The 23374-nt window shown below is 39.3% G+C and carries 12 protein-coding genes and 1 pseudogene; 9 read left to right on the forward strand and 4 right to left on the reverse strand.

The window, feature by feature from the left end; genetic code table 11:
* The first annotated feature begins 309 nt into the window (after positions 1–309).
* Positions 310–1578, forward strand: a complete 1269-nt coding sequence (locus E4O01_RS00190) for an OmpA family protein (protein ID WP_253693065.1) — start codon at positions 310–312, stop codon at positions 1576–1578.
* A gap of 68 nt (positions 1579–1646) precedes the next feature.
* Here E4O01_RS00190 and nifJ read toward each other — a convergent pair whose 3' ends face one another.
* Positions 1647–5207, reverse strand: a complete 3561-nt coding sequence (gene nifJ, locus E4O01_RS00195; protein ID WP_253693066.1) for a pyruvate:ferredoxin (flavodoxin) oxidoreductase — start codon at positions 5205–5207, stop codon at positions 1647–1649.
* A 227-nt stretch (positions 5208–5434) separates the two neighbouring features.
* Here nifJ and E4O01_RS00200 point away from each other — a divergent pair, with 227 nt between their 5' ends.
* The 3 genes from E4O01_RS00200 to E4O01_RS00210 all read left to right on the forward strand — a co-directional run bounded on the left by E4O01_RS00200 (position 5435) and on the right by E4O01_RS00210 (position 11218).
* The gene (locus E4O01_RS00200) at positions 5435–6373 is read left to right on the forward strand and encodes a tetratricopeptide repeat protein (RefSeq protein ID WP_253693067.1); all 939 of its coding nucleotides are present in this window, start codon (positions 5435–5437) and stop codon (positions 6371–6373) included.
* Between the two features lie 18 nt (positions 6374–6391).
* Positions 6392–9097, forward strand: coding sequence for a transcription elongation factor GreA (gene greA / locus E4O01_RS00205; RefSeq protein WP_253693068.1), 2706 nt, complete (start codon positions 6392–6394; stop codon positions 9095–9097).
* Positions 9098–9175: 78 nt separating this feature from the next.
* Positions 9176–11218, forward strand: coding sequence for a vWA domain-containing protein (locus E4O01_RS00210; RefSeq protein ID WP_253693069.1), 2043 nt, complete (start codon positions 9176–9178; stop codon positions 11216–11218).
* A 57-nt stretch (positions 11219–11275) separates the two neighbouring features.
* Here E4O01_RS00210 and E4O01_RS00215 read toward each other — a convergent pair whose 3' ends face one another.
* The 3 genes and pseudogenes from E4O01_RS00215 to E4O01_RS00225 all read right to left on the reverse strand — a co-directional run bounded on the left by E4O01_RS00215 (position 11276) and on the right by E4O01_RS00225 (position 18277).
* On the reverse strand, positions 11276–14080 hold the full coding sequence (locus E4O01_RS00215) for an ankyrin repeat domain-containing protein (RefSeq protein WP_253693070.1): 2805 nt from the start codon (positions 14078–14080) through the stop codon (positions 11276–11278).
* 77 nt (positions 14081–14157) lie between these two features.
* Positions 14158–15760, reverse strand: a pseudogene (locus tag E4O01_RS00220) (CTP synthase).
* Positions 15761–15868: 108 nt separating this feature from the next.
* Positions 15869–18277: a hypothetical protein gene (locus E4O01_RS00225; protein WP_253693072.1), complete on the reverse strand. Its 2409-nt coding sequence runs from the start codon at positions 18275–18277 to the stop codon at positions 15869–15871.
* A gap of 202 nt (positions 18278–18479) precedes the next feature.
* On the opposite strand from E4O01_RS00225, the gene E4O01_RS00230 reads away from it, so the two are divergent.
* Genes E4O01_RS00230 through whiG form a run of 5 tightly spaced genes read left to right on the forward strand, consistent with a single transcriptional unit; the run spans position 18480 to position 23367 of the window.
* On the forward strand, positions 18480–19538 hold the full coding sequence (locus E4O01_RS00230) for a pyridoxal phosphate-dependent aminotransferase (protein ID WP_253693073.1): 1059 nt from the start codon (positions 18480–18482) through the stop codon (positions 19536–19538).
* Positions 19539–19581: 43 nt separating this feature from the next.
* Entirely contained in the window at positions 19582–20949 is a 1368-nt protein-coding gene (gene flhF, locus E4O01_RS00235; protein ID WP_371819598.1) for a flagellar biosynthesis GTPase FlhF, read from the forward strand.
* Position 20950: 1 nt separating this feature from the next.
* Positions 20951–21847 carry a MinD/ParA family protein gene (locus E4O01_RS00240; protein WP_253693075.1) on the forward strand — a complete coding sequence of 299 codons (897 nt, stop codon included), beginning with the start codon at positions 20951–20953 and terminating at the stop codon, positions 21845–21847.
* A gap of 43 nt (positions 21848–21890) precedes the next feature.
* Positions 21891–22547 carry a hypothetical protein gene (locus tag E4O01_RS00245; protein WP_253693076.1) on the forward strand — a complete coding sequence of 219 codons (657 nt, stop codon included), beginning with the start codon at positions 21891–21893 and terminating at the stop codon, positions 22545–22547.
* Between the two features lie 31 nt (positions 22548–22578).
* Entirely contained in the window at positions 22579–23367 is a 789-nt protein-coding gene (whiG, locus tag E4O01_RS00250; protein WP_253693077.1) for an RNA polymerase sigma factor WhiG, read from the forward strand.
* The last annotated feature ends 7 nt before the right edge of the window (positions 23368–23374 follow it).

The raw sequence follows: 23374 nt of genomic DNA on the forward strand, positions 1-23374 counted from the left end.
TTGAGTATAGTATTAACATAATATTAAATTAAATCGTAATGCAAGCTGCATTTAGATTCTGTAAGCTGTCAAGAAAATAAAAAACCCGACAGGCAAAAGGAGGAGAAAAACCTGTCGGGAAACTGCAAAGGAGGTATATTGAATTGTTTGTTGTCGTTCAACATACACTAAACAAAACTATTTATAGGGTTTTAGTTACATGAAATTTTGAAATTTAAGAAGAATTTTTATATTTTTTTATAAAAATACTCTTTTTTTCTTGTAAAAACTTTTTTTAAAGGTTTAGGCTTAAAATACCGATAAGAAAATGTGAAATACCGTATTTTTAAGAATAACATTTTAAAAAAACTTATTTTTTTTGTATTTATATCGGCTTTTTCTCTTCTTTTTGCCCAATCGAATGAAAAAAATGACGAATTTCTTTTTAAATTTAAATTTATTGATGGTGATGCCTATAAAGTTCACTCTGTTGTAGATGAAAAAGTCTATGTAAACGGAAAATTTCATCATCAAGCTAATATTATAAATAGAATTGAGGTAGAAGTCTCGGATATACAGGCAGGAGAGGGGGTGAAACCTGCCTCAGCTCTTTTTTCATGCATGTTTATGACCAGCGAGCAAAATTCCAATAAAACCTTTGACTGGTCCCGCAATTATCCAAGCATTTTTAGGCGTGATGAGGCCGGTTTTTACTCTATCGGCGATGAATATTTTATGCCTGTGGTGCGGAATGTTCCGGCCTTTCCGAATCATCCCGTTAAACCCGGCGATACTTGGTCGGGTGAGGGTTTTGAAGCTCACGATTTTAGGGATGCTTTCGGAATCGAAAAGCCCTTTACCTTTCCGTTTAAGGTTGATTATCAATATATAGGTCTTGCAGAAATAGACGGGCAAACCTACCGCCATATAACGGCAAGCTATGACTTAAATCATATTGTTCCACGAGAGGTTCTTAAAAATTACAAGGGCGAAATAGATGTTCCTATTAAAATTTTAGGTAAATCGAGGCAAAACCTCTACTGGGATGAAGAAAGAGGAAATCTTTTTTGTTATAATGAAGAATTCAACATTAAAATGTTCCTTTATTCGGGCTACACTTACGATTTTATCGGAAATGCAAAAGCCGAGGTCATTGAAGTAAAAAAAATAGATAAAGGCACCGAAGAAGAAATAAAAAAGAGCGTTGAAGACCTAAATCTTGAAAATACCACTGTTGAAAAGACAGACGAAGGCTTAACAATCAGTATTGAAAATATTCAATTTTTGCCCGATTCGGCCGTTTTAAGAGATAGTGAAAAAGAAAAATTAAAAAAAATAGGCGAAATCCTCTCAAAATTCTCCGATAGGGAATTCTTGATCTCAGGTCATACGGCCTTAGCCGGCACCGAAAAAGAAAGGCAAAAGCTTTCCGAAGAGAGGGCTGCCGCCGTAGCCAATTATCTTATAGATTTGGGCGTCCAAGACCGGGAACATGTTTATACCCGAGGTTTCGGAGCCCGCCGCCCTGTTGCAGCCAACAATTCGCCCGAAAACATGGCAAAAAATAGGCGCGTAGAAATCACCATCTTGGACAAGTAAGATTAAAAAAAAGCCCCCTTATCTTCAATAGAAGTTAAGGGGGCTTTTTTTATACGGTAATTCGGCTTTTAGAAGGGTCTATCAGCCAAATACTTGTATTCCTGCCACTGCCTCTTAGCCTTAGCAACAGCCTTATCCAAGAGCATCTGAGCTCTTGCAGGATCGGCGTTCTTTAAGGTCTTGAAGCGGACTTCTTTGTACATAAAGTCGGCAAGATTAAAGTCGGGTTCCTTGCTGTCAAGCTGGAAGGGGTTTTTGTCTTGCTCGACAAGTCTCGGATCGTATCTGTAAAGGGGCCATAAACCGCAAGAAACAGCCTCTTTTTGGTTTGTCATACCCTTGGTCATGTTGATACCATGGTTGATACAGTGACTGTAAGCAATGATAATCGAAGGTCCGTCATAGCTTTCGGCTTCGCGGAAGGCCTTGATTACCTGGCTCATGTTTGCACCCATCGAAATGTGGGCAACATAAACATAGCCGTAGCTAATAGCCATCATACCCAAGTCTTTTTTGCTTATATCCTTACCGGAAGCTGCAAATTTTGCAACGGCACCGATAGGTGTTGCCTTTGACATCTGTCCGCCGGTATTCGAGTAAACTTCAGTGTCCATTACAAGAACATTGATGTTTTTGCCTGAGGCAAGAACATGGTCTAAACCGCCGTAACCGATATCGTAGGCCCATCCGTCTCCTCCGAGAATCCAAACGGAGCGTTTGATAAAGTGGTCGGTTAAAGAGTCCAATTCCTTGGCCAATTCGTCTTTTGAACCGGCTAATTCTTTTTTGAGTTCGGCAACGAAACTTCTCTGATCTTCGATAGCGGCATCATCTTCTTGACTGTTGTTTAGAATCTTGTCGATTACTCCGGCTGCAATTCCCTTTTCTTTTACCTTAACGGCAACTTCACGGGCATAAACAGCGAGCTTATCGCTTGTTAATCTCATACCGTAGCCGAATTCTGCGGCATCTTCAAATAGTGAGTTAGACCAAGCAGGTCCTCTTCCGTCGCATCGTTTTGCATAGGGTGTGGTTGGCAAGTTTCCGCCGTAGATTGAAGAACAGCCTGTTGCGTTTGCAATAACGGCCCTGTCTCCGAAAAGCTGTGAAAGAAGCTTTACATAAGGTGTTTCACCGCAGCCTGCACAAGCTCCCGAGAACTCGAAGAGCGGGCGCTTCATACCGATGCCCTTGGGGACGCTCAAGTTAAGTTTTTTTACATCCGGATCCGGAATATCTTTAAAGAAGAAGTCCCAGTTTGCAACTTCCTGCTTTCTATTTTCAACAAAGTTCTCCATGTTGATGGCTTTAATTTCGGGATTTTCCTTGGACTTTGCAGGACACTGTTGAACGCAAAGGCCGCATCCTGTACAGTCTTCAACCGAAACTTGAATTGTGAACTTGGCGCCTTCAAATTCCTTGCCCTTATAGTCGCAAGACTTAAAGCCTTGGGGTGCCTTTGCCAAAAGTGAGCCGTCATAGGCCTTCATTCGGATACAGGCATGAGGACAAACAACAGTACACTGACCGCACTGAATACAGATATCGCTCTTCCAAATCGGAACATGCTCTGCGATAGCTCTCTTTTCATATTGAGTTGTGGCAGTCGGGAAGGTTCCGTCTTCAGGCATTTCGCTCACTCTTATGTCATCACCCTTTTGGATAGCAACCTTGCCCAAAACATTCTTTACAAAGTCGGGTGCATCTCCTGTGATTGCAGGATGCATCTTGAGCTTGCTTGTTGCTGTCTTGGGATAGTCAACTTTTTCAACTCCCTCAAGAGCCATGTCTATAGTCGTAATATTCTTTTGAACAATTTCGGGGCCTTTCTTTCCGTAGGATTTTTCGATGAATTTTTTGATTAGGTCTACGGCTTCGGCTTCAGGCAAGATTCCGAAGATTTTGAAGAAGGCTGTCTGCATAACAACGTTGATTCTGTTGCCCATTCCGGCTTTTTCTGCAATCTTGATAGCATCGATTACGTAGAATTTTGCTTCTTTTTCGATAATCTGCTTTTGAACCTCGATGGGCATATTGTCCCAAATCTCGTCTTTTCCGTAAGGAGCATTCAAGAGGAAGGTTCCGCCTTTTTTAAGGCTGTGGAGCATATCGTAGGTTTCAAGATAGCTGAACTTATGGCAGGCAACGAAGTCTGCGTTTGTAATTAAGTAGGGCTTTCGGATTGCATGCTTTCCGAATCTCAAGTGAGAAATCGTAAAACCGCCCGATTTTTTACTGTCATAGGAGAAGTAGGCTTGAGCCTTGTTATCTGTAGCTTCACCGATGATCTTAATTGAGTTCTTGTTGGCACCTACAGTACCGTCTGAACCCAAACCGAAGAACATGGCCTGATGCATGTCTTTATCTTCAAGCTTGAAGTTGGGATCGTACTTGATGCTTGTGTGTGTAACATCATCTTCGATACCTACCGAGAAGTTGGACTTCTTTTCGCCTTCGAGGTTGTCGAATACGCCCTTAACCATGGCCGGTGTAAACTCTTTTGAACCGAGACCGTAGCGTCCGCCGATGATGACGGGATATTGTGTAAAGGGGCATTTTTTTGCAGCCTGCATTTCGCCGATGGCTGTTCTTACATCTTCGTAGAGGGGTTCACCCAGAGAACCGGGCTCTTTACATCTGTCAAGAACTGCGATACCCTTTAATGTTGCAGGTAGAGCCTTTACAAAGTGTTCGGCGCTGAAGGGCCTGTAAAGTCTTACCTTGAGAACGCCGTACTTTCCGCCCTTGGAATTAAGTTCGTCTACAGTTTCTTCAACTGTGTCTGCACCTGAACCCATGAGGATTATAACCTGTTCGGCATCCTTTGCTCCGTAGTAGTCGTAAAGGTGATATTGTCTTCCCGTAAGGCTTGCATACTTATCCATTTGCTTTTGAACAATTTCGGGAGTAGCAAGATAGTATTTGTTTACGGCTTCTCGTCCCTGGAAGTAAATATCCGGGTTTTGTGCAGTTCCGCGAAGCTCAGGGCTCTCAGGAGTTAAACCGCGTTTTCGGTGAGCTCTGACAAGTTCATCGCTTACCATCTGGCGCATAATGTCGTAAGAAACTTCTTCTATCTTTTGAATTTCGTGAGAAGTTCTAAATCCGTCAAAGAAGTGGAGGAAGGGAACTCTTGATTCCAATGTGGCCGCATGAGAAATAATGGCAAGGTCCATAACTTCCTGTACGGAGTTGGATGCGAGCATTGCCCAACCTGTCTGGCGGCAAGCCATTACGTCTTGGTGATCTCCGAAGATTGAAAGAGCACTGCAAGCTACGGCGCGGGCAGCAATGTGGAATACTGTGCTTGTCAACTCACCGGCTATTTTGTACATATTCGGAATCATTAAGAGCAAGCCCTGAGATGCAGTAAATGTTGAAGAGAGAGCACCTGTGGTTAAGGCTCCGTGTACGGCACCTGCGGCGCCTCCTTCGGATTGAAGCTCAACAACATCGGGAACTGTGCCCCAAATATTTTCTCTTCCGCGGGCTGAATATTCATCAGCAACCTCACCCATCGGGCTTGACGGTGTGATCGGGTAGATGGCAATTACCTCGCTTAAAGCGTGGGCAACGTGACCGGCAGCAGTATTACCGTCGATCATTACAAGTTTTTTTTCTTGGCTCATAAAAACCGTCCTTATAAAAGTATTAGGGATTATTCAAGTCTATTATATAAGGGGAAGAATATGATTTAAAAGCATACTGCATATAACGGAAATAAACAGTCCCAGTCGACTATACTACCATAAATTTTATATTTTTTCAAGGGAGTAATCCATATTATGAAAAATGTGCCGACACGCTCAATTGACTAAAATCGCTTTTTTATGTACAATAGTAAATTGAGGATATTATGACTGAAAGATCCGTACAGAGTAAACTGAATAATGCATTAAACATCCTCAAGCAGGGGGATCTAAGGGGATCCTATGCCGAGCTTGAAAGATTGTTAAAGGATGACTTGGAAAATGCAGAAATCGATTATACTCTAAAGGGCGTGCGCTTTTGGGAAGATAGGCTGGAGAAGGCAAAAAAGGCTTCTACTCCTCAGGAAAGGGCCGAGATAATGATCTCTCAGTGGAAGCCCTTTTTGGCTTATATCCGCCGCCAAGGGGAAGAAAAAGAATCGGTTATATATTCCTTAAAGTGTGCCGTTTTTACGATTGCATTGGAGTTCTATGCAGATCTTTTTAATGAAGACTCTGAGCTTCCCGATGCCGAACCCTACCGTAAAATCGGTCTTTGTTATAAGGTTCTCGGAAATTATGAAAGAGCCCTTGATTTTTTAAGATACGCCGCCGAGATCGACAAGAACTCGGGAGCGGTTTTGGCCGATTTGGCCGATTGTTATGCCTTATATGGTGAAATTAAGTTTGCAAAAGCTTTTTTTAGAGAGGCATTTTTTATCGATCCTGCCGGGATTGAATTACAATTTCTTGAGTCTGAAATTATTCACAGGCTCATCCAAAGAGTGCTCAATCTTGGCTACAAAGTTGAAGAAATTGCCGATTGGATGCCGGTTTATGGTGTTATTGACGGGGTTTTCAACGTAAAACGGGAGCTGAGAGCTTTTGAAGTAGGGCAGTTGAAGCAAAATATCTTTTTAATGGAAGGAGAGGTTCAAAATGCCTCTCAAGAACAAAGACACAAGCTTGTTCCGCGTTTGATAAACCATTATTTTTGGCTGATTGATCATTATGTAAGTGTAAATGAAAACAAGTCAAAAATAGATGACCTGCTTTTGCGGATAAAGGTATTAGATCAAAATATATATAATTGCTATATGAGATAGCAGAGTTTCGGAGGATTTATGTCTGATATACAAAAACAATTGATAGAGATGCTCAATGAAGAAAAATGGACCAGAGCAGCTATAGGAAACTACACAACAAAGAATTTTGAAGATCTATATAAATTAGTATCTACGGCAAAAAAAGAAAATGTTGTGGATGAAATAAAAGAAATATGTGATGAACATTTAACACACACAAAAAACAGTATAATAGCCCTTTACATTTCGAGTATAATTTCTCTTTCAAATCAACTTTTGGATGATTCAAACGTTGTGAGCTTAATCGGGATATTTACCGATAACCACAGAACGCAAATAGTTGAATATCTTTGTAAAAAAGTTCTCGAATACGGAGAGTCTAAATTTGCACTCCGCACCTTGGCTGAATGTTATAAGGCTGCCGGAAGTGATGAACTTTACGATATCTGGGAACGCTTGGTTAAGGTTGACTATGATGAAGCCGAAATTGCCAAACTTTTAGCCGAAAAATACGAAAAAGACGGAAACGCCGAAAAATCAACCGAGTACTACAAAAAGGCCCTGTACCGTTTTATTAACCGTAAACAGATAAACGGAGTAAAAGAAATCTGGTCAAAACTCGTAACCCTAATACCCGATGAAATAGACTTTTTCTTCCGAATACAGGCTAAAATTGCATCCGTCATGGACAACAGCCGCAATTCCATCTTGATGCAGGATATTTATCAATATTACAGACAAAACGAAAACTGGAATATCTGTATAGATATCTTAAAGCTGATTCTTTCTTATGATGAAAAAGACAGCTGGGCAAGAGAAGAAATTACCGAGTGTTTTAAAAATAAATACAAGGATCACAGTCAGCTTGCGGAATGCGTTAAGGTTTCCGATTTAAGTCAGCCTTGGCGCCCCGTTTTTGATGCAATCGCAGATTTCGAAAAGCATATTTCATTTGATATGGGCTCCTTTGTATTCCACCGCACATGGGGTGTAGGACGCATTGCTTCGATAAAAGATGACGATTTGGTTATAGATTTTGCAAAAAAACGCGGCCACAGTATGAGCCTTAAAATGGGTATTACTGCTCTTCAAACCTTGGACAGAGAACACATTTGGGTATTAAAATCCACAATAAACAAAGAAACTCTTGCCAAGAAGATCAAGGGAGACCCCGAATGGGCTTTGAAGATTATAATAAAGAGTTTTGACAATAACTGCGATATGAAAAGAGTCAAGCAGGAAATTGTTCCGTCGCTTTTAACTGCCGGAGAATGGACGAGCTGGAATACGAAGGCCCGCAAAGTCTTAAAAGAAAATCCCATGTTCGGCATAAATCCCGATAATATCGATTTTTACACCGTACGCGAACGCCCGATTGCCACTGAAGAAAAATTATCAAACGAATTTAAGGCTCAAAAGAACTTTTTTGCCAGAATTGAACTTCTCAATGCTTATGACACCTCTGAAGTTTGCGATGATGAATCCGATACCTTCCGCGAGATGCTTGATTATTTTGAGGGCTTCCTAAAAGCCTTTAGTCAGGTAAACGAGCAGGTTGTCTGCGCCTACATTCTTGTTAAAGAATTTATTTCGGATAAACAGCTTATTTCGGCCGTAAAGCAATATAACTTTGCAGAACTTTACAGCCGCATCGAAGATCCGATGGAAGTATATTCTCAAATCAAGGATAAGGTTTCGATCAAAGGTCAAACCCTTCGCCAAAAGTTCTTAAAGTACATCAAAAACCTTATTCCGAATTGGGAAAAAGAATATATCAGACTTTTCCCGACTGTTTTATCTTCCGAAATACTGGAAGCTCTTATCGAAGCAGACTCTACCGATGATGTAAAGAATTTGGTAAAGGATTGTTTTGAGAACTACCGTATCTATAGAAATGCGGTTATCTGGTTCTTTAAAAATATTCAGGGAGAAGAATGGTTTAAAGAACTGGGCATAAGTTTGGAACAGCAGCTCATAGTACTTATCCATATTTTGGATATCACATACCGTGAAATTGCATCAAGAAGAAATACAACCGAAAACCGAAAAATCAATCATCAGGTACACACAATTCTATTCGGTAAGGATGAACTTTTACAAAACTTCATTATAGAAAGCGATGTAGATACCATAACAAGGCTTTATACCTTGATAGGAGATATTAAAGACCTCGATCCGATGACTAAGATGAATATTAGGGCTAAGATTGTTGAAAAACATAAGGACTTTAAATTCTTTGATATTGAAGAAAAAAGCGTTACGGCTCACGGCTTGATTGTTACGGCGAAAATGCTTGATCTTAAAAATAAAGAGCTTATCGAAATCAGGGATGTTAAAATTCCGCAAAATGCAAAGGATATCGGTTTTGCTATTTCTCTCGGAGACTTGCGTGAAAATGCCGAATACAAGGCTGCAAAAGAAGAACAAACCCGCCTAAGCAATGCTCTTACCCGCTTGCAGGATGAACTTGACAGGGCTCAAATATTTGATCCCACAACCGCTACTGCAAAGAAAGTTTACTTTGGAAGCCGTGTAAAAATTTTAAACAATTTGACAAATCACGAAGAAGAGTATACAATTTTAGGACCATGGGAATCTGATCCTGCTAACGGTATTATTTCTTATATGTCACCTTTAGGAAACGGATTATTTAACCGCAAAAAAGGAGAAGAGGTTGAATTTGAAGTTAACGATGAAAAAAGGAGTTATAAGATTATAGATATCGCCATTGCGGATTTAAAATAATTGATTCGAAGGGAGGCTTGCTGTTTTTAACTTAAGACCTGCAAGCCTCTTAACAGTATTCCGAAAGGAGGAAAAAAAATGTTTAAAAGAATTTTATTGTGTTTGTTTTTGTTTGTTCTTTTTACACCTGGCTTTACCCAAAACAGCCCGCAGACAAATGCCGAGATTGTGATACTGGTGGATACATCAGGCACTATTCTTCCCTACTACGAAGACATTAATAATCGTGTTTTGGCGGAAATTAACGACAAGTTTGTAAGGAAGGGCGATAACGTTCATGTTTTATCATTTAACGCTGATGCCCGTTACGAAATGTCGCAAAAAATCAACAGCGAAAAAGATATGTCGCGGCTTGTTTCCAGATTTTTGCTTTTGTACCAGCTTGGTAAAAGTTCGGACTTTTTGACAGGCCTTCAGTATGCCCGCCAATACGGCTCGAATTTACCGGAAACAAAAGAGAAAATACTGATTATAATTTCGGACGGTATTTTTAATCCTCCTGCATCAAGCCCGTATAAAAATTATTCGGATGATCAAATAAAAAATGAAATAGGTCTTCTCGCCGGAGGCATCAGAAAAAAGGGGTGGAAGGTCTATTATGTTAAACTTCCTTATCCTGCTGATGCCGTGATACGGAATTTAGACGGAGAAGAATTTTATAATCCCGGCAGCGGATATGCAGGAACCGGAGCCGCCGGCGGTTCGGGTATGCAGGGTTCAGGCGGTTCAGCAGGCGGAAGTTCATCCTCAGGAACTTCAGGTTCTGCTTCAGGCGGAGGAGGATATTCCGGAGGAAGCTCGGGTACTTCAGGTACAGCTCAGGGCGGTTCAGGCAATGCCGGAACAGGACAGGGAAGTTTAACCGATGTTTCGCAGGCATTTAAAGATGCTTCCGGGGCTTCAAACAGTGAGCTTTCTAAAGATAAAAACGATGCATTTACAATTAACGAAAATTCGGAAAATCTGCCCTTAATAGATTTCCCTGATGACGGCCTTGAAGCTCATGGTAATAAACTTGCTTTTTCGTTTGGTGTAACTAATAACGCTGAAGAAGATGTAGAACTTCATTTGACCCATATAGTCATGGACAACGGGACCGATATAAGCAAAATACCGGTCGATTCGCAAAATACGAAGATAAAATCAGGCGAAAAAAATGTGTTGATAAAGGTTTCGGCTGTTCTTCCTGAAGAATATAAAGAAGGCAATTATAATTTGATTATGCGTCTTGAATTTGCTGAAGGAAAGAGAGTTTTGCCTCAGGTTATGGAAACGTCATTATCGGTCTTCCCTACAGGTTTTGGAAGGCTCAAAGATTCCAATGCGCTTTGGTTTATTCTTCTTGCCGTTTTACTGCTTTTGCTTATCATATTCTTGATTGTGTTCTTTGCAAGGAGACGGAGCTCAAGTTCTTATTCCAACCAAGTCCGCTATGCCGGGGCAGGAAGTCAGCCCAATTATCAGGAAGAGGATAAAAGATATCCCCATAAACTTTCGGAAGAAGATGACCATGCGAGCCGTTTAAATGCCTTTAATTCTGCATCAAATACTTCAATCTATTCCGAAAATAAAAACTTTGCAGGAGACGGAAGTTCAATATATTCGTCCGATAGTTTGAATCGGCTTGCGGCTCAAAAGCAAGATGATGAAGCTCTTCGCAGACGCGTTTTAGCGGCTTCATTTGCTGCTAAACAGCCTCGCGGCACATACATGTCGCCGGCAAACTTTTTTGAAACAATCGAAATAAAGCGTAATCAATCGGGCATGACCGAAATTTATGTTTTAAACCAAAACCGAAATATCGGAAGACGGAACATTCATATCATGAAGCCCGGTACCAGTTTAACGCTGGGCGGCGGAAAGATGGATGACTTTTTAATCTTCTTGGTTCCTTTCCCCGCTCATTTGGCTCAAGTCCGTTATGACGGACAGGATTATCATTTGGCTATTCTTAAACCCAAGTATTTCCCCTATGAAACATCAAATATAGTTAATAACTGTATCGGTAAAACTATTACTATTGTTTCTGATAAGGGCTATCATGTTTACTTTACCTTTAGAGAATATGAAAACCCGACAGAAAAGCTAAACGGTATTTTAACATCAATCAAATATGATTAAGATAAAATAGAGCTTATTAAAAAAGCCCGCAACCTTTTAGGATGCGGGCTTTTTTCTTTATTCCGTTTTTAATAGTGCGGCTATTTCGGGTCTGTTCCATCTGACGGCAACCTGGTAAGGCGTTTCCCCTGCCGTATTTTTTACGTTGAGGTTTATGCCGGGAAGAGCCAACAGGTCTTTTACGGTTTTTTCATCCGCATATTTGGCTGCATAGTGCAGCATTCCGTCGCCGAGTGTATCGGTCTGTTTTATGGAGAATTCCGCTGCTATCGGGATAAAGTCGGAGCGGTTCGTAAAAATTTCCGTTATGGCCGAAGCCCCCTTATTGTTTACGATAAAAGGATCAGCGCCTGCAGTTAAAAGAGTCCTTGCGTTTTCTTTTTGGTTATTTTGAATTGCAAGTAAAACGGCCGTTTCACCGTTTTTGTTTCTCTTGTTTATAGGATAGCCTTTTTTTATAATTCTCTGAAAAATATCAAGGTTTACGGTTTCCTTTACGGCTATGTGTAATGGAGTATCGCCGTCGGTATCGGTTAAAAGGCTGTTATTACCGAGCACGAGGTCAACGGTTTTTATATTTTTATCCAGAGCCAGAATAAATGGCGTTTTTCCGTAAGCGTCTCTGGCCAAGGGATTTCCTCCGGCGCTCCGCACAAGCATTATACTTTCATGCGAAATTTCTACGGCTTCGTGGAGGGGGGTTCTTCCGTACATATCCTGTTGAACCGGAGATGCTCCATTTCTCAACAATAAGTCGATAGCTTCGGTCTGGTTTGCAAGAACAGCTTCGGAGAGCGGAGCTCTTCCCGTTTCATCGGCGGCGTTTACATCAACTCCGGCTCTTAAAAATATGTTGATAAATTTCATTTCGCCCTGTTTGGCGGCCTCGTGTAAAACGGTTTTTCCTGCAAGATTTTTTGCATTTAAAAGTTTTACATATTCTTCAGTATTCTTGTTTAAAATAAAATCGGCCGCTTTATATGCCGACCACCTTACTGCGGCATGAAGGATAGTGTTTCCTAAAAAATCTCTTGCATCTATGTCGGCTTTTTTAGCTCCGCCTTCTTCGAGCAAGGCTTTTATGGTGCCGGGATTATCTGCCTTTACAGCATTAAAAAGGGGCGTCTCGTTATTTGCATTTCTTGCATTTATATCTGCTCCCTTATCAACCAAGTAGTGTATCATTGAAGAAATCTGCCATTCAGAAACAAGATGGAGCGGCGTATTCCCGGCTCCATCCTTAGCTCCTATTGTGTGGGAGTTTATCATCCAATCTTCTCTTCCGTCTCTCAAGGTCATTGCAAATTTTAGCGGACTATCGCCGTTTAGGTTTGCATAGAATATATCGGCGTTATTTGCTATCAATATTTCGCCGGCTTCGCGATAGTTTTTTTCGGCGGCTATATGGAGCGGAGTGTTACCCAGCTTGTTGCGTGTATTTATTAAGCTCTTTTTTTCTACAAGATAATAGATAATGTCGCTGCTTGCCCTTCGGCTTACCGCTAAATGGAGAGGTGTGGATCCGGTTGAATCTCTTTCCATGCTGTTTTTTTCGGTTACTACATGCGAGACCATGGGCAATCCCATGCTTACGGCGTGAACAAAGGCTGATTCTCCCGATTTGTCTTCAGCGTGAATATCAGCTCCATGATTTATCAAAAAATCCACTTGCTGTACTTGGTTCCTTTCGATGGCTAAAATGAGAGGCGTTTGACCTTTTTTATTTCTTTCATTTATGTCGGCTCCGGCTTTTAGAAGCTGATCTAGGATGTCGTCATTCATACCGATTCTTGCAGCAACATGGAGAGGTGTTTCCCCATAGTTATCTTTAAGATTGGGGTTGGCTCCTGCGGTAATCAGCCTTGTAAATAATTTTGAACGGGAAGCTTCAGGCATAACCAAATGCAAAGCTGTGTTTCCTGAGGAGTTTCGGCTGTTGGGATCGGCTCCGGCTTGTAAGAGCAGCATGGCAGCTTCGATATTTCCGTTGTAAACGGCTTCTTGAAGGGCTGTTGAACTTGAGAGGTCTTTTACGTCGATTGGAACCTTATTTTTAACCAAGAATTTTAAAAATCCGGTATACCCTTTTCTTGCAAAAATATGCAGCAGGGTTTCGCCGTCTCCAAAGCGCATTGAGTAGTTTCGGGCGAGGGAGGCTGTTTCAAATTCGGCAAAATCTTTACCCATTGGCTGTATGCCGGCAAGTAAAAGCATGGAGGCTATTTCTGCCGATTCTTCCAAATCGTAGTTTTTATAGGCGATACCGAGAGGGCTCAAACCCTCTTTATTATGCTTGGTTTCAGGTTTTTCGACTTCTAAAATTTGCTCTGTAAGTTTTGTATCTATTGCTTTTACGGCCAAGTGTAAGGCCGTGTCCTGATTTTCATCCTTTTGTTTTAAGGTTTGAGCCGTAAAAATCAAGTTGGGAACATTGTTTTTACATGCTATATAAAAAGGTTTTTCTTTGTTATTATCTTGAGCAAATATATTCGCATTGTATTCAACTAAAACCTTGACCGCATCATAGGCCCCGTTATTTAAAGCCGCTCCGAGAGGAGTCATGCCCTCGGCATTTTGTGCTTCAATATCGGCGTCCATGTTTATTAAAAAGCGCACGATTATAGGATTGTTTTGAATTGCAGCAATATGTAAGAGGCTGTTGCCGTCCGTATCTTTCATATTTGCTGCAGAACTGTTCAGTCTTTCCTGCAGTTCTTCGGCCTTTCCTGCTTTTATAAGATCGATGAGCGATTCTTCTTTTTCTACCGGAGCCGTTTTACACGACATAAAATTTGCGGCAATTAAAATTAAAAAAAGCGCAGGTACAAATATCTTTTGTGTTTTGAGAATAATATTTTTCATTAGTTTGTAGCCTCCCCGAGTTAGTATCGGTTTTAAAATATTATCACTTTAGAATCGGGGAAGGCCTTTGGGGCATCTTATTTTGTCTCGACAGCGGCTTTGATAAAATCTCTGAATAAGGGATGCGGTTTATTGGGCCGGGATGCGAACTCGGGATGAAATTGAACTGCCGCGAACCACGGATGATTTTTTTAACTCGACAATTTCAACCAAATTCCGTTCGGGATTAAAGCCGGAAAAAATCATATCCGAATTGTTGAATTTTTCTCTGTAAAGATTGTTAAACTCGTATCGGTGTCTGTGTCTTTCTTGTATTTCATGGGATTTATAGGCTTTTTCTGCAAGAGTTCCTTCGGTTATCATACATCTGTAAAGACCTAAACGGAGGGTTCCTCCGATTTTTACATCTTTTTGATCGGGCATGAGATCGATAACGGGATTTTTTGCGTTTTTATCGAATTCGGAAGAATTGGCTTCTTCAATGTGAAGCACGTTTAAGGCGTATTCTATGGCGGCAATCTGCATACCGAGGCAGATTCCGAAGTACGGAATTTTGTTTTCGCGGGCAAATTGAGCCGTTAAAAGCATTCCGTTAATGCCTCTGTCTCCGAAGCCTCCCGGGACGATAATTCCGTCTGCATCTTTTAAAAAGTGTGCAGCGTCTTCTTTGGTTTCTATCTTTTTGGAGTCAACCCAAAGAAGTTTAATCGATGTTTTGTGGTAAATGCCGGCTGCCGTTAAAGCCTCTGCAACGCTTAAGTAAGCATCGGGGAGCTCCACATATTTTCCTACAAGGGCGATGGTTACTTCTTTTTCAGGCTTGTAATAGGTTTGAACCATTTTTTTCCATTCTTCAAGGTTCGGTTCTTTGTTTTCAATATTGAAAAGTTTGCAAAGAACCTTGCCCAAGCCGGCTTCTTCCAACATCAGGGGAACTTCGTAAATGGACTTTGCGGTGAGGTTTTCGATTATTGCATCCTGAGGGATATTCGAAAAAAGGCTTAGTTTTTCGCGTACCGATTTTGAAAGGCGTTTTTCGCTTCGGCAAATTAAAATGTCCGGCTGAATACCGAAGCCTAAAAGCTCTTTTACGCTGTGCTGCATGGGTTTTGTTTTGATTTCGCCGCATTCTTTTAAGTATGGTAAAAGTCCTAAGTGAACGAACATGCAGTTTTCTTTTCCTACAGTGTAGCGGATTTGGCGGATGGCTTCGATAAAGGGGAGTGCTTCAATATCGCCCACGGTTCCGCCTATCTCCGAAATAATAAAGTCTGCTCCCGTCTGTTCGGCTGTTCCTATAATGCGGGACTGGATTTCGTCGGTAACGTGGGGAACTACTTGAACGGTTCCTCCGTTGTAGCCTCCGGCTCTTTCCCTGTCCAAGATGGCAAGGTAAACCTTTCCGGCGGAGGTGCTGTTAAATTTGTGCAGGGGAACATCGGTAAATCTTTCGTAGTGGCCGAGGTCTAGGTCGGTTTCGCCGCCGTCTTCGGTAACAAAGACTTCGCCGTGCTGGTAGGGGTTCATGGTTCCGGGATCTACGTTTAAGTAAGGATCAAATTTTTGATTAACTACGGAATATCCGCGACTTTTTAAGAGCATTCCTATTGAGGCCGCCGTTAAACCTTTTCCTAAAGATGAAACAACTCCGCCCGTAACAAAGATAAATTTGGATTTCATAACTTCCCCCTGCCAAAAAAAAACGGTTGAGCTATTTTTTTAGCCTCTCAACCGTGCTTTAGTATAGCCTATTTTTGACTTATTCGCAAGAGGGGTGTGATTTTCCGTTTATTGTTTTCTATTTTCACCGTCATATTTTTGGAATGACAGCGATAGATATATAATATACAATTCTATAGGCAGCTTATATATCTCGAAAAAATCTGCATCATATAAAACCTCATCATTGTGTCTGGAATCATAATAAAGACTTCGTATATTCCATACTATCTCAAAAAATTCTTGAAGGTAAGTGTACATATCATACCCAAAATCTAAAGCAGAAAAATTATCATTAAATGCAGAAACAAGTTCTTTGGGGCAGCCAAATTCTCCGTTATCATTAAAAATATATTCCCACTCTTTATTTTGCGGAATAGATTTAAAATACTTACGAACGATAATTTTAAATAAGATATCACATTCTTTATTTAGATATTTAATTTGTAAAATTTGATATAGTGTGTTTTCTTTTTCGGTCATATCTGCAAGCTGCTTTTTTATATCGAATAGTGCAGATAGTATAAATTTTTTATCAAAGCTGTCATCACCAAGCAGATTGTTTATGGCTGTACAAGATGAATAATGAGTTTCACTATTGCGGTCATTGTATAAATACCGATTCCAAAAATGATTTTTGTAATTTGACCTGAAACGTCTATCTTTGTCAATGCGTAGGGTACAATTTTTTCCGGAGCTGTTAAAGATATAAATATCGGAATCAGTTTCCGGCAAGAATTTGCAAATACAATTACGTCTTAATGAAATAGAGTGTTGCTTAAATGGATAAAATGACTGCTCAAATTCGTCCAGATGAAAACCTACATCGTATTCTTTTAAGAACTGTAAATTTTTTTCACAATCTTTTTTTACTTCAGCTCTTTCAGCTTCGCTTTTAAATTTCTTTCTAGTATTTGGAAGAACATTGAGAGAGAATTCATATTGTTTTCGTATAAAATTCAATTCATTGATTATATATGTACTTGCTTCACCATGAGACAAGTTATATATAAGTATAGGTACCGTTTCAAAAATTGAAATTTTACCTCCGGAAAGTTCTGAAAAATTAAGTCCATCAAAGGGATTTTTTTTATTGAATTTAAAAAAATCTGCAAACAAATTTAGAATGTGCTGCAAAGTTTTAGGATTTCTCCATGTACCGTCAAGGAATGGTTCATAAAAATTGGCCATGAGATTTTCTTTGTCGTTAGTCCATGTACTAAAACGGTTTTTTTTTGTTTTAGTAGAAAAACTATTATATTCTCTTTCTTTAAAGAGAATATGCGGTTCCTTGCCATTGATTGGATAACTTCTATAATTTTCCCATCTAAATTTATATGCAGAGCATATGTCCCATACCATAAAGTAAAATAAGACTTGTAAAAATTGAGAAAGAAATGATTCATCAATGTTTGTATTTTTTTGAAGTTTCTCTTTAGAAGGTGTAAAGATATCCTTGAAGTCATACAAGGAGATTTTTTGTATACCCAGATACATAAGCAAAACTATTCCGGGATTTTCAAGTAAGTCCTGATTCATAGAGGTAAAAAGGGACTTATATATTTCTTTCATTCTTAAACTTGTATTATGAGGAAATTCTTTACCAAACATCCATCTTACAAGTTGTTCAATATGCGGATCCGTTTTTTTAAAGATTACATCATAGTGAATCCATTTGCAAAGAATTTCCGTATCACAGAACTCTACATCCAACATACCCATAAGGCATTTATTTTTTTCGGTCTGCATCTGATGTGCAAATTGCGGTTCAAATTGGTAAAAGTCAGGTTTTTTCCCATCCATTGATGTATACCAATAATAGTAGTTGATTATAAAATTATTAACTATCTGACGGTAATAGCGGGAATTGCCGGAACAAGCAATCCATGCACAAATGTTTAAAAGATATGCCTTATAGTCTTGTGTAAGACGAGTCGCGTCAGGCAATATTTCATCTTCATAATCGATAATAAACATATTCAAAACACCTGCAAAATATTTGCCGGAACACTCCGCTGTTTCAATAAAATTATCATATTCTTTTAATGTCTTCTTATAGTATCTTGACTTTTTGAAAGGAAACCGCCAAGAAAAATTATAATCAGGATGCGGATGAAATTTGCTCCAATAGCCTTTACTTTTTAGGCCGGAACCGATAAAGGACTTTACACATAACTTTAAGTGGGATTGTAAATCTGCAAGCTCACGAGCATAGACACCCTTTTTTTTCATGTTGTAGACATAATACAAGGCCCAAGCGAGACAAGATTCTGCAAAATACAATTTTAATTCATCTTGGTTGGAAAAATCAATAGAAATTTCTTTTAAATCGGCATAAGTGCAAGCTAAACAATCAACATATTTAGGAGCTATTTCAGTATCCGCTGAACTGTGATTAAGGTATAACACCAATTCATATAAGTTGTATGTATTACCATTGTGAAATAAAAAAGAAATATCTTTACCTGATTTTGTCATAAAAACCTCCGTTCATTTACTAAAACACACTTCAATCAACAGAAGGTTATAAAGTAATTATAGTAAAAACCAATAATTTGTCAAGGGGCCGCATTGCCTCAAGTTAGCCCTCAACTTACCTGCGGTTAATTTCTCTACATCTTCCCTTTGCCATTATCTTAAAAATCTGTTATAATCTTTAGCGTTAAAAAGGTGGGCAACTTTGGAACACGGCGGGGTTTTGTCTTATAAAAAAAGGGACAAGGTTTTAATCGATTTTAGCAGCAATATCAATCCTCTCATGGCACCTAAGAGCTTAAAAAAGGCTTTAAGTGCGTCTTTTGACAATCTCTTGGTTTATCCGGATATTCGGTACCGTTCCTTAAAAAAGATCACGGCTAAGTACTTAAAATGCGGGTGTGAAAATATTGTTTTGGGGAACGGGGCTGTAGAAATAATCGATAACTTTTGTTTTCTTTTTAAGAGGGTTATCGTTTTTACCCCTTCCTTTTCGGAATACGGATTGAGAGCTCTTGTTCATAAAAAGCCGTTAATTGAAATTCCTTTTCTTTCAGATTTTTCTATCGATATTGCATGGCTTGAAAAAAACTTGAAGACCGGCGATCTTCTCATCTTGGGAAACCCGAATAATCCTACCGGTTTGCGCATTGAAAAGACCGAGCTTTTGCAAATTTATAATCTTGTAAAAAAGGCAGATGCATTTTTACTTTTGGATGAGGCCTTTTACGAGTTTTGTTCGCCCGATTACGACAGCATAAGTCTTTTTAAAAAAGACGGCTATAAGAATGTCTGTATAATCCGGGCTGCAACCAAATTTTTTGCGCTTCCGGGAATCCGGCTGGGCTATGCCTGTACCGCGCCTGAGACGGTTTCGGCTCTTTCTAAGATTGAAATAGCCTGGCACATAAACGCCTTTGCCGAGGCTGCCGCCCCTGCAATCTTTTTTGATAAGGATTTTATAAAAAAGAGCAAGGTCTATATTCAAAAAGAAAGAGCTTTTTTGCTCGAAAATATCGAAAAATACGGCACAAGCGGTAAGATAAAATTACAAGCCTATAAAAGTCAATGCAACTTTGTTCTTCTTAAAGTTTTAAATGCAAAAGATGAAGATGCTTTGAAGTTTTTTGAAAAAAAAGGCATTTTGATAAGAACTTGCAGAAGTTTTAAAAGCCTTGGGTGTAATCATATCAGGATTGCAGTCCGCTCCCATAAAGATAATTGTAAATTTATTAAGGCAATTAGCTCTAAAAAGTCAAAATAAACATACCGTATCTGTATTGTAAAATTTGTAAAAATGTTTTATAATGGGTACGGGTGGTATAAAGTTTATTATGGAAACATTTGTCGAAGAAGCTCCAACATACGAAAAATGCATTCAAAAAATTCAAGAAAAGTACGGGCCGAACATAATGATTACTCGGCGTGAAGTAAAAAGAAATGAAGGCTTCTTTAGTTTTTTTAACAAGGAAACGATAAGGTTAAGTTTTAATATTCAAAACGAAGCCTTTGTTCCGAAATTCTCAGGTAATGAAGAAGAAAGTAAATCTCAACCGCTTGTTTCACCCCTCAAAAGCCGTTCCCGCATAAACCTCGAAGAAGAACGCTTAAAGATAATAAAACTTGCGGCATCTCAATCCGAAGAAATGGCCGAAAAAATGATGCCCTATATCGAAAAGCTTGAAAATCAAACTTCTTCGCCCTCAAAAAGCAATATCGAATCTAAAGAACTTAAAAACCTTGCAGAAACCGTCGAAAGGCTTGTCGAAGAAATAAAACAAAAAACATCTCCTTCGCAAGAACATGAAAACATAGCAAAAATATCGGCTCTTTTGGAAGAAAATGATTTTACCGCTAAATATATACGAACCATAAAAGAAAAAATATCCAAAAATTTGAGCTTATCCGAATTGGACGATTTTGAAATCGTACAAAAAAAAGTGCTCGAATGGATAGCTGCTTCCATACAGATAAAACCTGAAGTTTCAAATAAAGAAAATTCGAATAAAGAACAAAATTTGATAGCCTTGGTCGGGCCGACAGGCATAGGTAAAACAACCACCCTGGCAAAACTTGCCGCCTACTATATTTTGGCCGTTTCAAAACTTGAAGGACGGCCTCTTGATGTAAGGGTTATAACTATTGACCAATATAGAATCGGCGCTGCCTTTCAAATTAAAAAATATTGTGAGCACATGGGCATTCCCCTCATCATAGCGAATGACCCGGTCGATTTACATAAATATCTAGACCTGTATAAGGATTCTGCCGATATTATATGTATAGATACGACGGGGCGCAGTCCGACCGATCCTGAAAAGATACATGAGATGCAAAAATATTTTGATGAGATTGAGCCGGGAAGGATTGAAACCCATCTTGTAGTAAGTGCGGTAACTAAGGCTGCCGACATACACGAAATAATAAAACAATATTCCGTTTTTAATTTTTCGAGCCTTATAGTTACAAAACTTGATGAAACGGCTCATGTGGGCAGTATTATCAGTATTTTGGATGAATACAAGATTCCTGTCGCCTATATAACAGAAGGCCAAACAGTACCCAAAGATATAGCTAAGGCTTCTAAGATTATTTTTTTACGAAAGCTGAAAGGGTTCTCTTTGGATTATATCAATGATAATTTCGATGACGAAATTTCTATAGTATGGAGCTAAGATGACGGATCAGGCAGAAGATTTAAGGAAATTAATGAGGAGTAAGAACAATTCAAGCAGTGATAAAGGATTTTCTGAACTGCCTCCTAAAAGGAAGACGAGGATAATTGCCGTAACCAGCGGAAAAGGCGGTGTAGGAAAAACAAATATCTCTACAAATATGGGTATTGCCTATGCCAAGATGGGAAAAAATGTTATCGTAATTGATGCAGATCTCGGCCTTGCAAACGTAAATGTTATGATGAATATAATTCCGAAATTCAATCTTTACCATGTTCTAAAAAAACAAAAGAAGATGTCGGATATCATAATTGATACGGAATACGGAATAAAATTTATTGCAGGAGCTTCCGGTTTTTCAAAAATTGCAAACATGGAGGAAGCTGAGAGATCCGACTTTATTAAAGAATTATACTCTCTTGCAGAAGCGGACATAATAATAATAGATACAAGCGCAGGTGTTTCAAAAAACGTACTCAGTTTTGTTGCTGCTGCCGATGAAGTTGTAATCGTTACCACCTCGGAACCTACGGCCATAACAGATGCTTACGGAATTATAAAAATAATCGCTACCGAAGTGGAAAACTACGATTTAAACTTAAAAATGGTCGTAAACCGTGTAAATTCCGCCCTTGAAGGTAAAAAAATAGCAGAGCGTATGATTCAGATTGTTGCTCAATTTTTAAATTTAAAAGTTGAGTATTTGGGCTTTATTTATAATGATCCTATCGTTGAACAGGCTGTTTTAAAGCAAAAGCCCTTTTTTATATATGCTCCCAAGAGCAAAGCAGCCGGTTGTTTGCGCCACATAGTTGCAAAACTTGAAAAAACGGATTATAATAGATATTCGGGATTTTCCGGTTTTATACAAAAACTTTTTGGAAGGAAATGGGAATAAAAATTCCGCTTTGAACTTTAAAGATTAGGAGGTTGATAGAGTAGTGGCAAAATTTAAAATTCCCCTTATATGTGCAGCAGCAGCTCTGATTTTAGCCTTCTTATTGGGTTTGATAAGCGGTGTACGGTTTTCCGTAATAATTTTGCGTTCGCTGATTATTTTTTTGATAAGCGGCGGTTTCGTTTTAGGAGCGCAAATCCTTTTGGAGCATTTTGTGCCGGACTTATTTCAGCCTGTTGATGCTCAAGAAAAACAAAGGAAAGAAACCGGAAAGAATTTGAATATAAGTATCGATGAGCCTATAGAAGTACCTTTTGAAAATGATGAAGAAGGAACTAATATGGAATCTGCTATGTTTGAAGATGAAGAAACTTATGAAAGTTCCATATCGGATGATGATGAATTCAACGAATTGGAGTCGATACAGGCAGATGTTGATACTATAAAGGGCAGTACTTCTTTAGCCGGAGAGGAGCCTTCAAATGAAAAGACAGAGGAAAATACTGTAAAAGAATTGGAAGAACTTCCCGACTTACAGGATTTTATACCTGAGGATGAGCTGCAGCAAGGTGATGATCAAATGGACTTCACTCAGAGAGGAACATCGGCATTTGATGTTTCAACCGACTTGTCCGGCTCCGGAATGGACACGAATACTATGGTTAGTGCTATTCGTACTGTGCTTAAAAGGGATTCCTAAATTGTTTAATTTAATATAAAAGGTGTGGGTAATGGCAAATACGGATTATGAAAATATACCTGAAGAAGAACTTTGGGAAAAATACAAAAAAACCTCAGATCCTAAAATCAGAGAATATTTTATTTTAAAGTATGCTCCATTGGTAAAGTATGTCGCCGGAAAGGTCGGTATAGGAATGCCTACCAATGTGGAATTTGATGATTTAGTAGGCTACGGCGTCTTCGGACTTTTAGACGCCATAGAGAAGTATGACCTCGATAAAAACGTTAAATTTAATACCTATGCCGTTAACCGAATCAGAGGAGCTATTTTTGATGAGTTGCGGTCTATAGACTGGGTTCCGCGTTCTGTACGTCAAAAAAGCCGCGAAATAGAAGAAATCATCGCCGACTTGGAAGCCCGGCTCGGCCGTTCCGCTTCAAATGAAGAAATAGCTTCTGCGATGGGATTGGATATTGAAGAATATAACTCTCTCCTGCTTAAAATATCTGCAACCAGCGTTATTTCGTTGACCGATTTAAGGTTTTCAAATGATGATTCGGAAGAATTCTCGGTAGGAGACATAATTGAAGCTCCTTCTTCTTTAAATCCCGACGTAATCGTGGAACGTGAAGACATAAAGCGGGTTATAGTTGAAGCTATTAAAGAATTGCCTGACAGAGAAAAAAAAGTTCTCATCATGTATTATTATGAAGACATGACTCTCAGAGAAATAGGTGAAGTCCTTCATGTAACCGAATCCAGAGTCTCCCAGATACATACAAGCGCAAATGTAAAATTAAGAGCCAAACTTTCTAGTGTTACAAAGGGCATAAAATAGGGGGAAA

The sequence above is a fragment of the Treponema sp. OMZ 790 genome, assembly GCF_024181285.1.
GTDB lineage: Bacteria > Spirochaetota > Spirochaetia > Treponematales > Treponemataceae > Treponema_B.

Coding starts and splice junctions, on each gene's coding strand:
- E4O01_RS00215 (WP_253693070.1), bottom strand. CDS start 14,080: ATGAAAAATATTATTCTCAAAACACAAAAGATATTTGTACCTGCGCTT.
- E4O01_RS00210 (WP_253693069.1), top strand. CDS start 9,176: ATGTTTAAAAGAATTTTATTGTGTTTGTTTTTGTTTGTTCTTTTTACA.
- E4O01_RS00225 (WP_253693072.1), bottom strand. CDS start 18,277: ATGACAAAATCAGGTAAAGATATTTCTTTTTTATTTCACAATGGTAAT.
- greA (WP_253693068.1), top strand. CDS start 6,392: ATGTCTGATATACAAAAACAATTGATAGAGATGCTCAATGAAGAAAAA.
- E4O01_RS00200 (WP_253693067.1), top strand. CDS start 5,435: ATGACTGAAAGATCCGTACAGAGTAAACTGAATAATGCATTAAACATC.
- flhF (WP_371819598.1), top strand. CDS start 19,582: ATGGGTACGGGTGGTATAAAGTTTATTATGGAAACATTTGTCGAAGAA.
- nifJ (WP_253693066.1), bottom strand. CDS start 5,207: ATGAGCCAAGAAAAAAAACTTGTAATGATCGACGGTAATACTGCTGCC.
- E4O01_RS00240 (WP_253693075.1), top strand. CDS start 20,951: ATGACGGATCAGGCAGAAGATTTAAGGAAATTAATGAGGAGTAAGAAC.
- whiG (WP_253693077.1), top strand. CDS start 22,579: ATGGCAAATACGGATTATGAAAATATACCTGAAGAAGAACTTTGGGAA.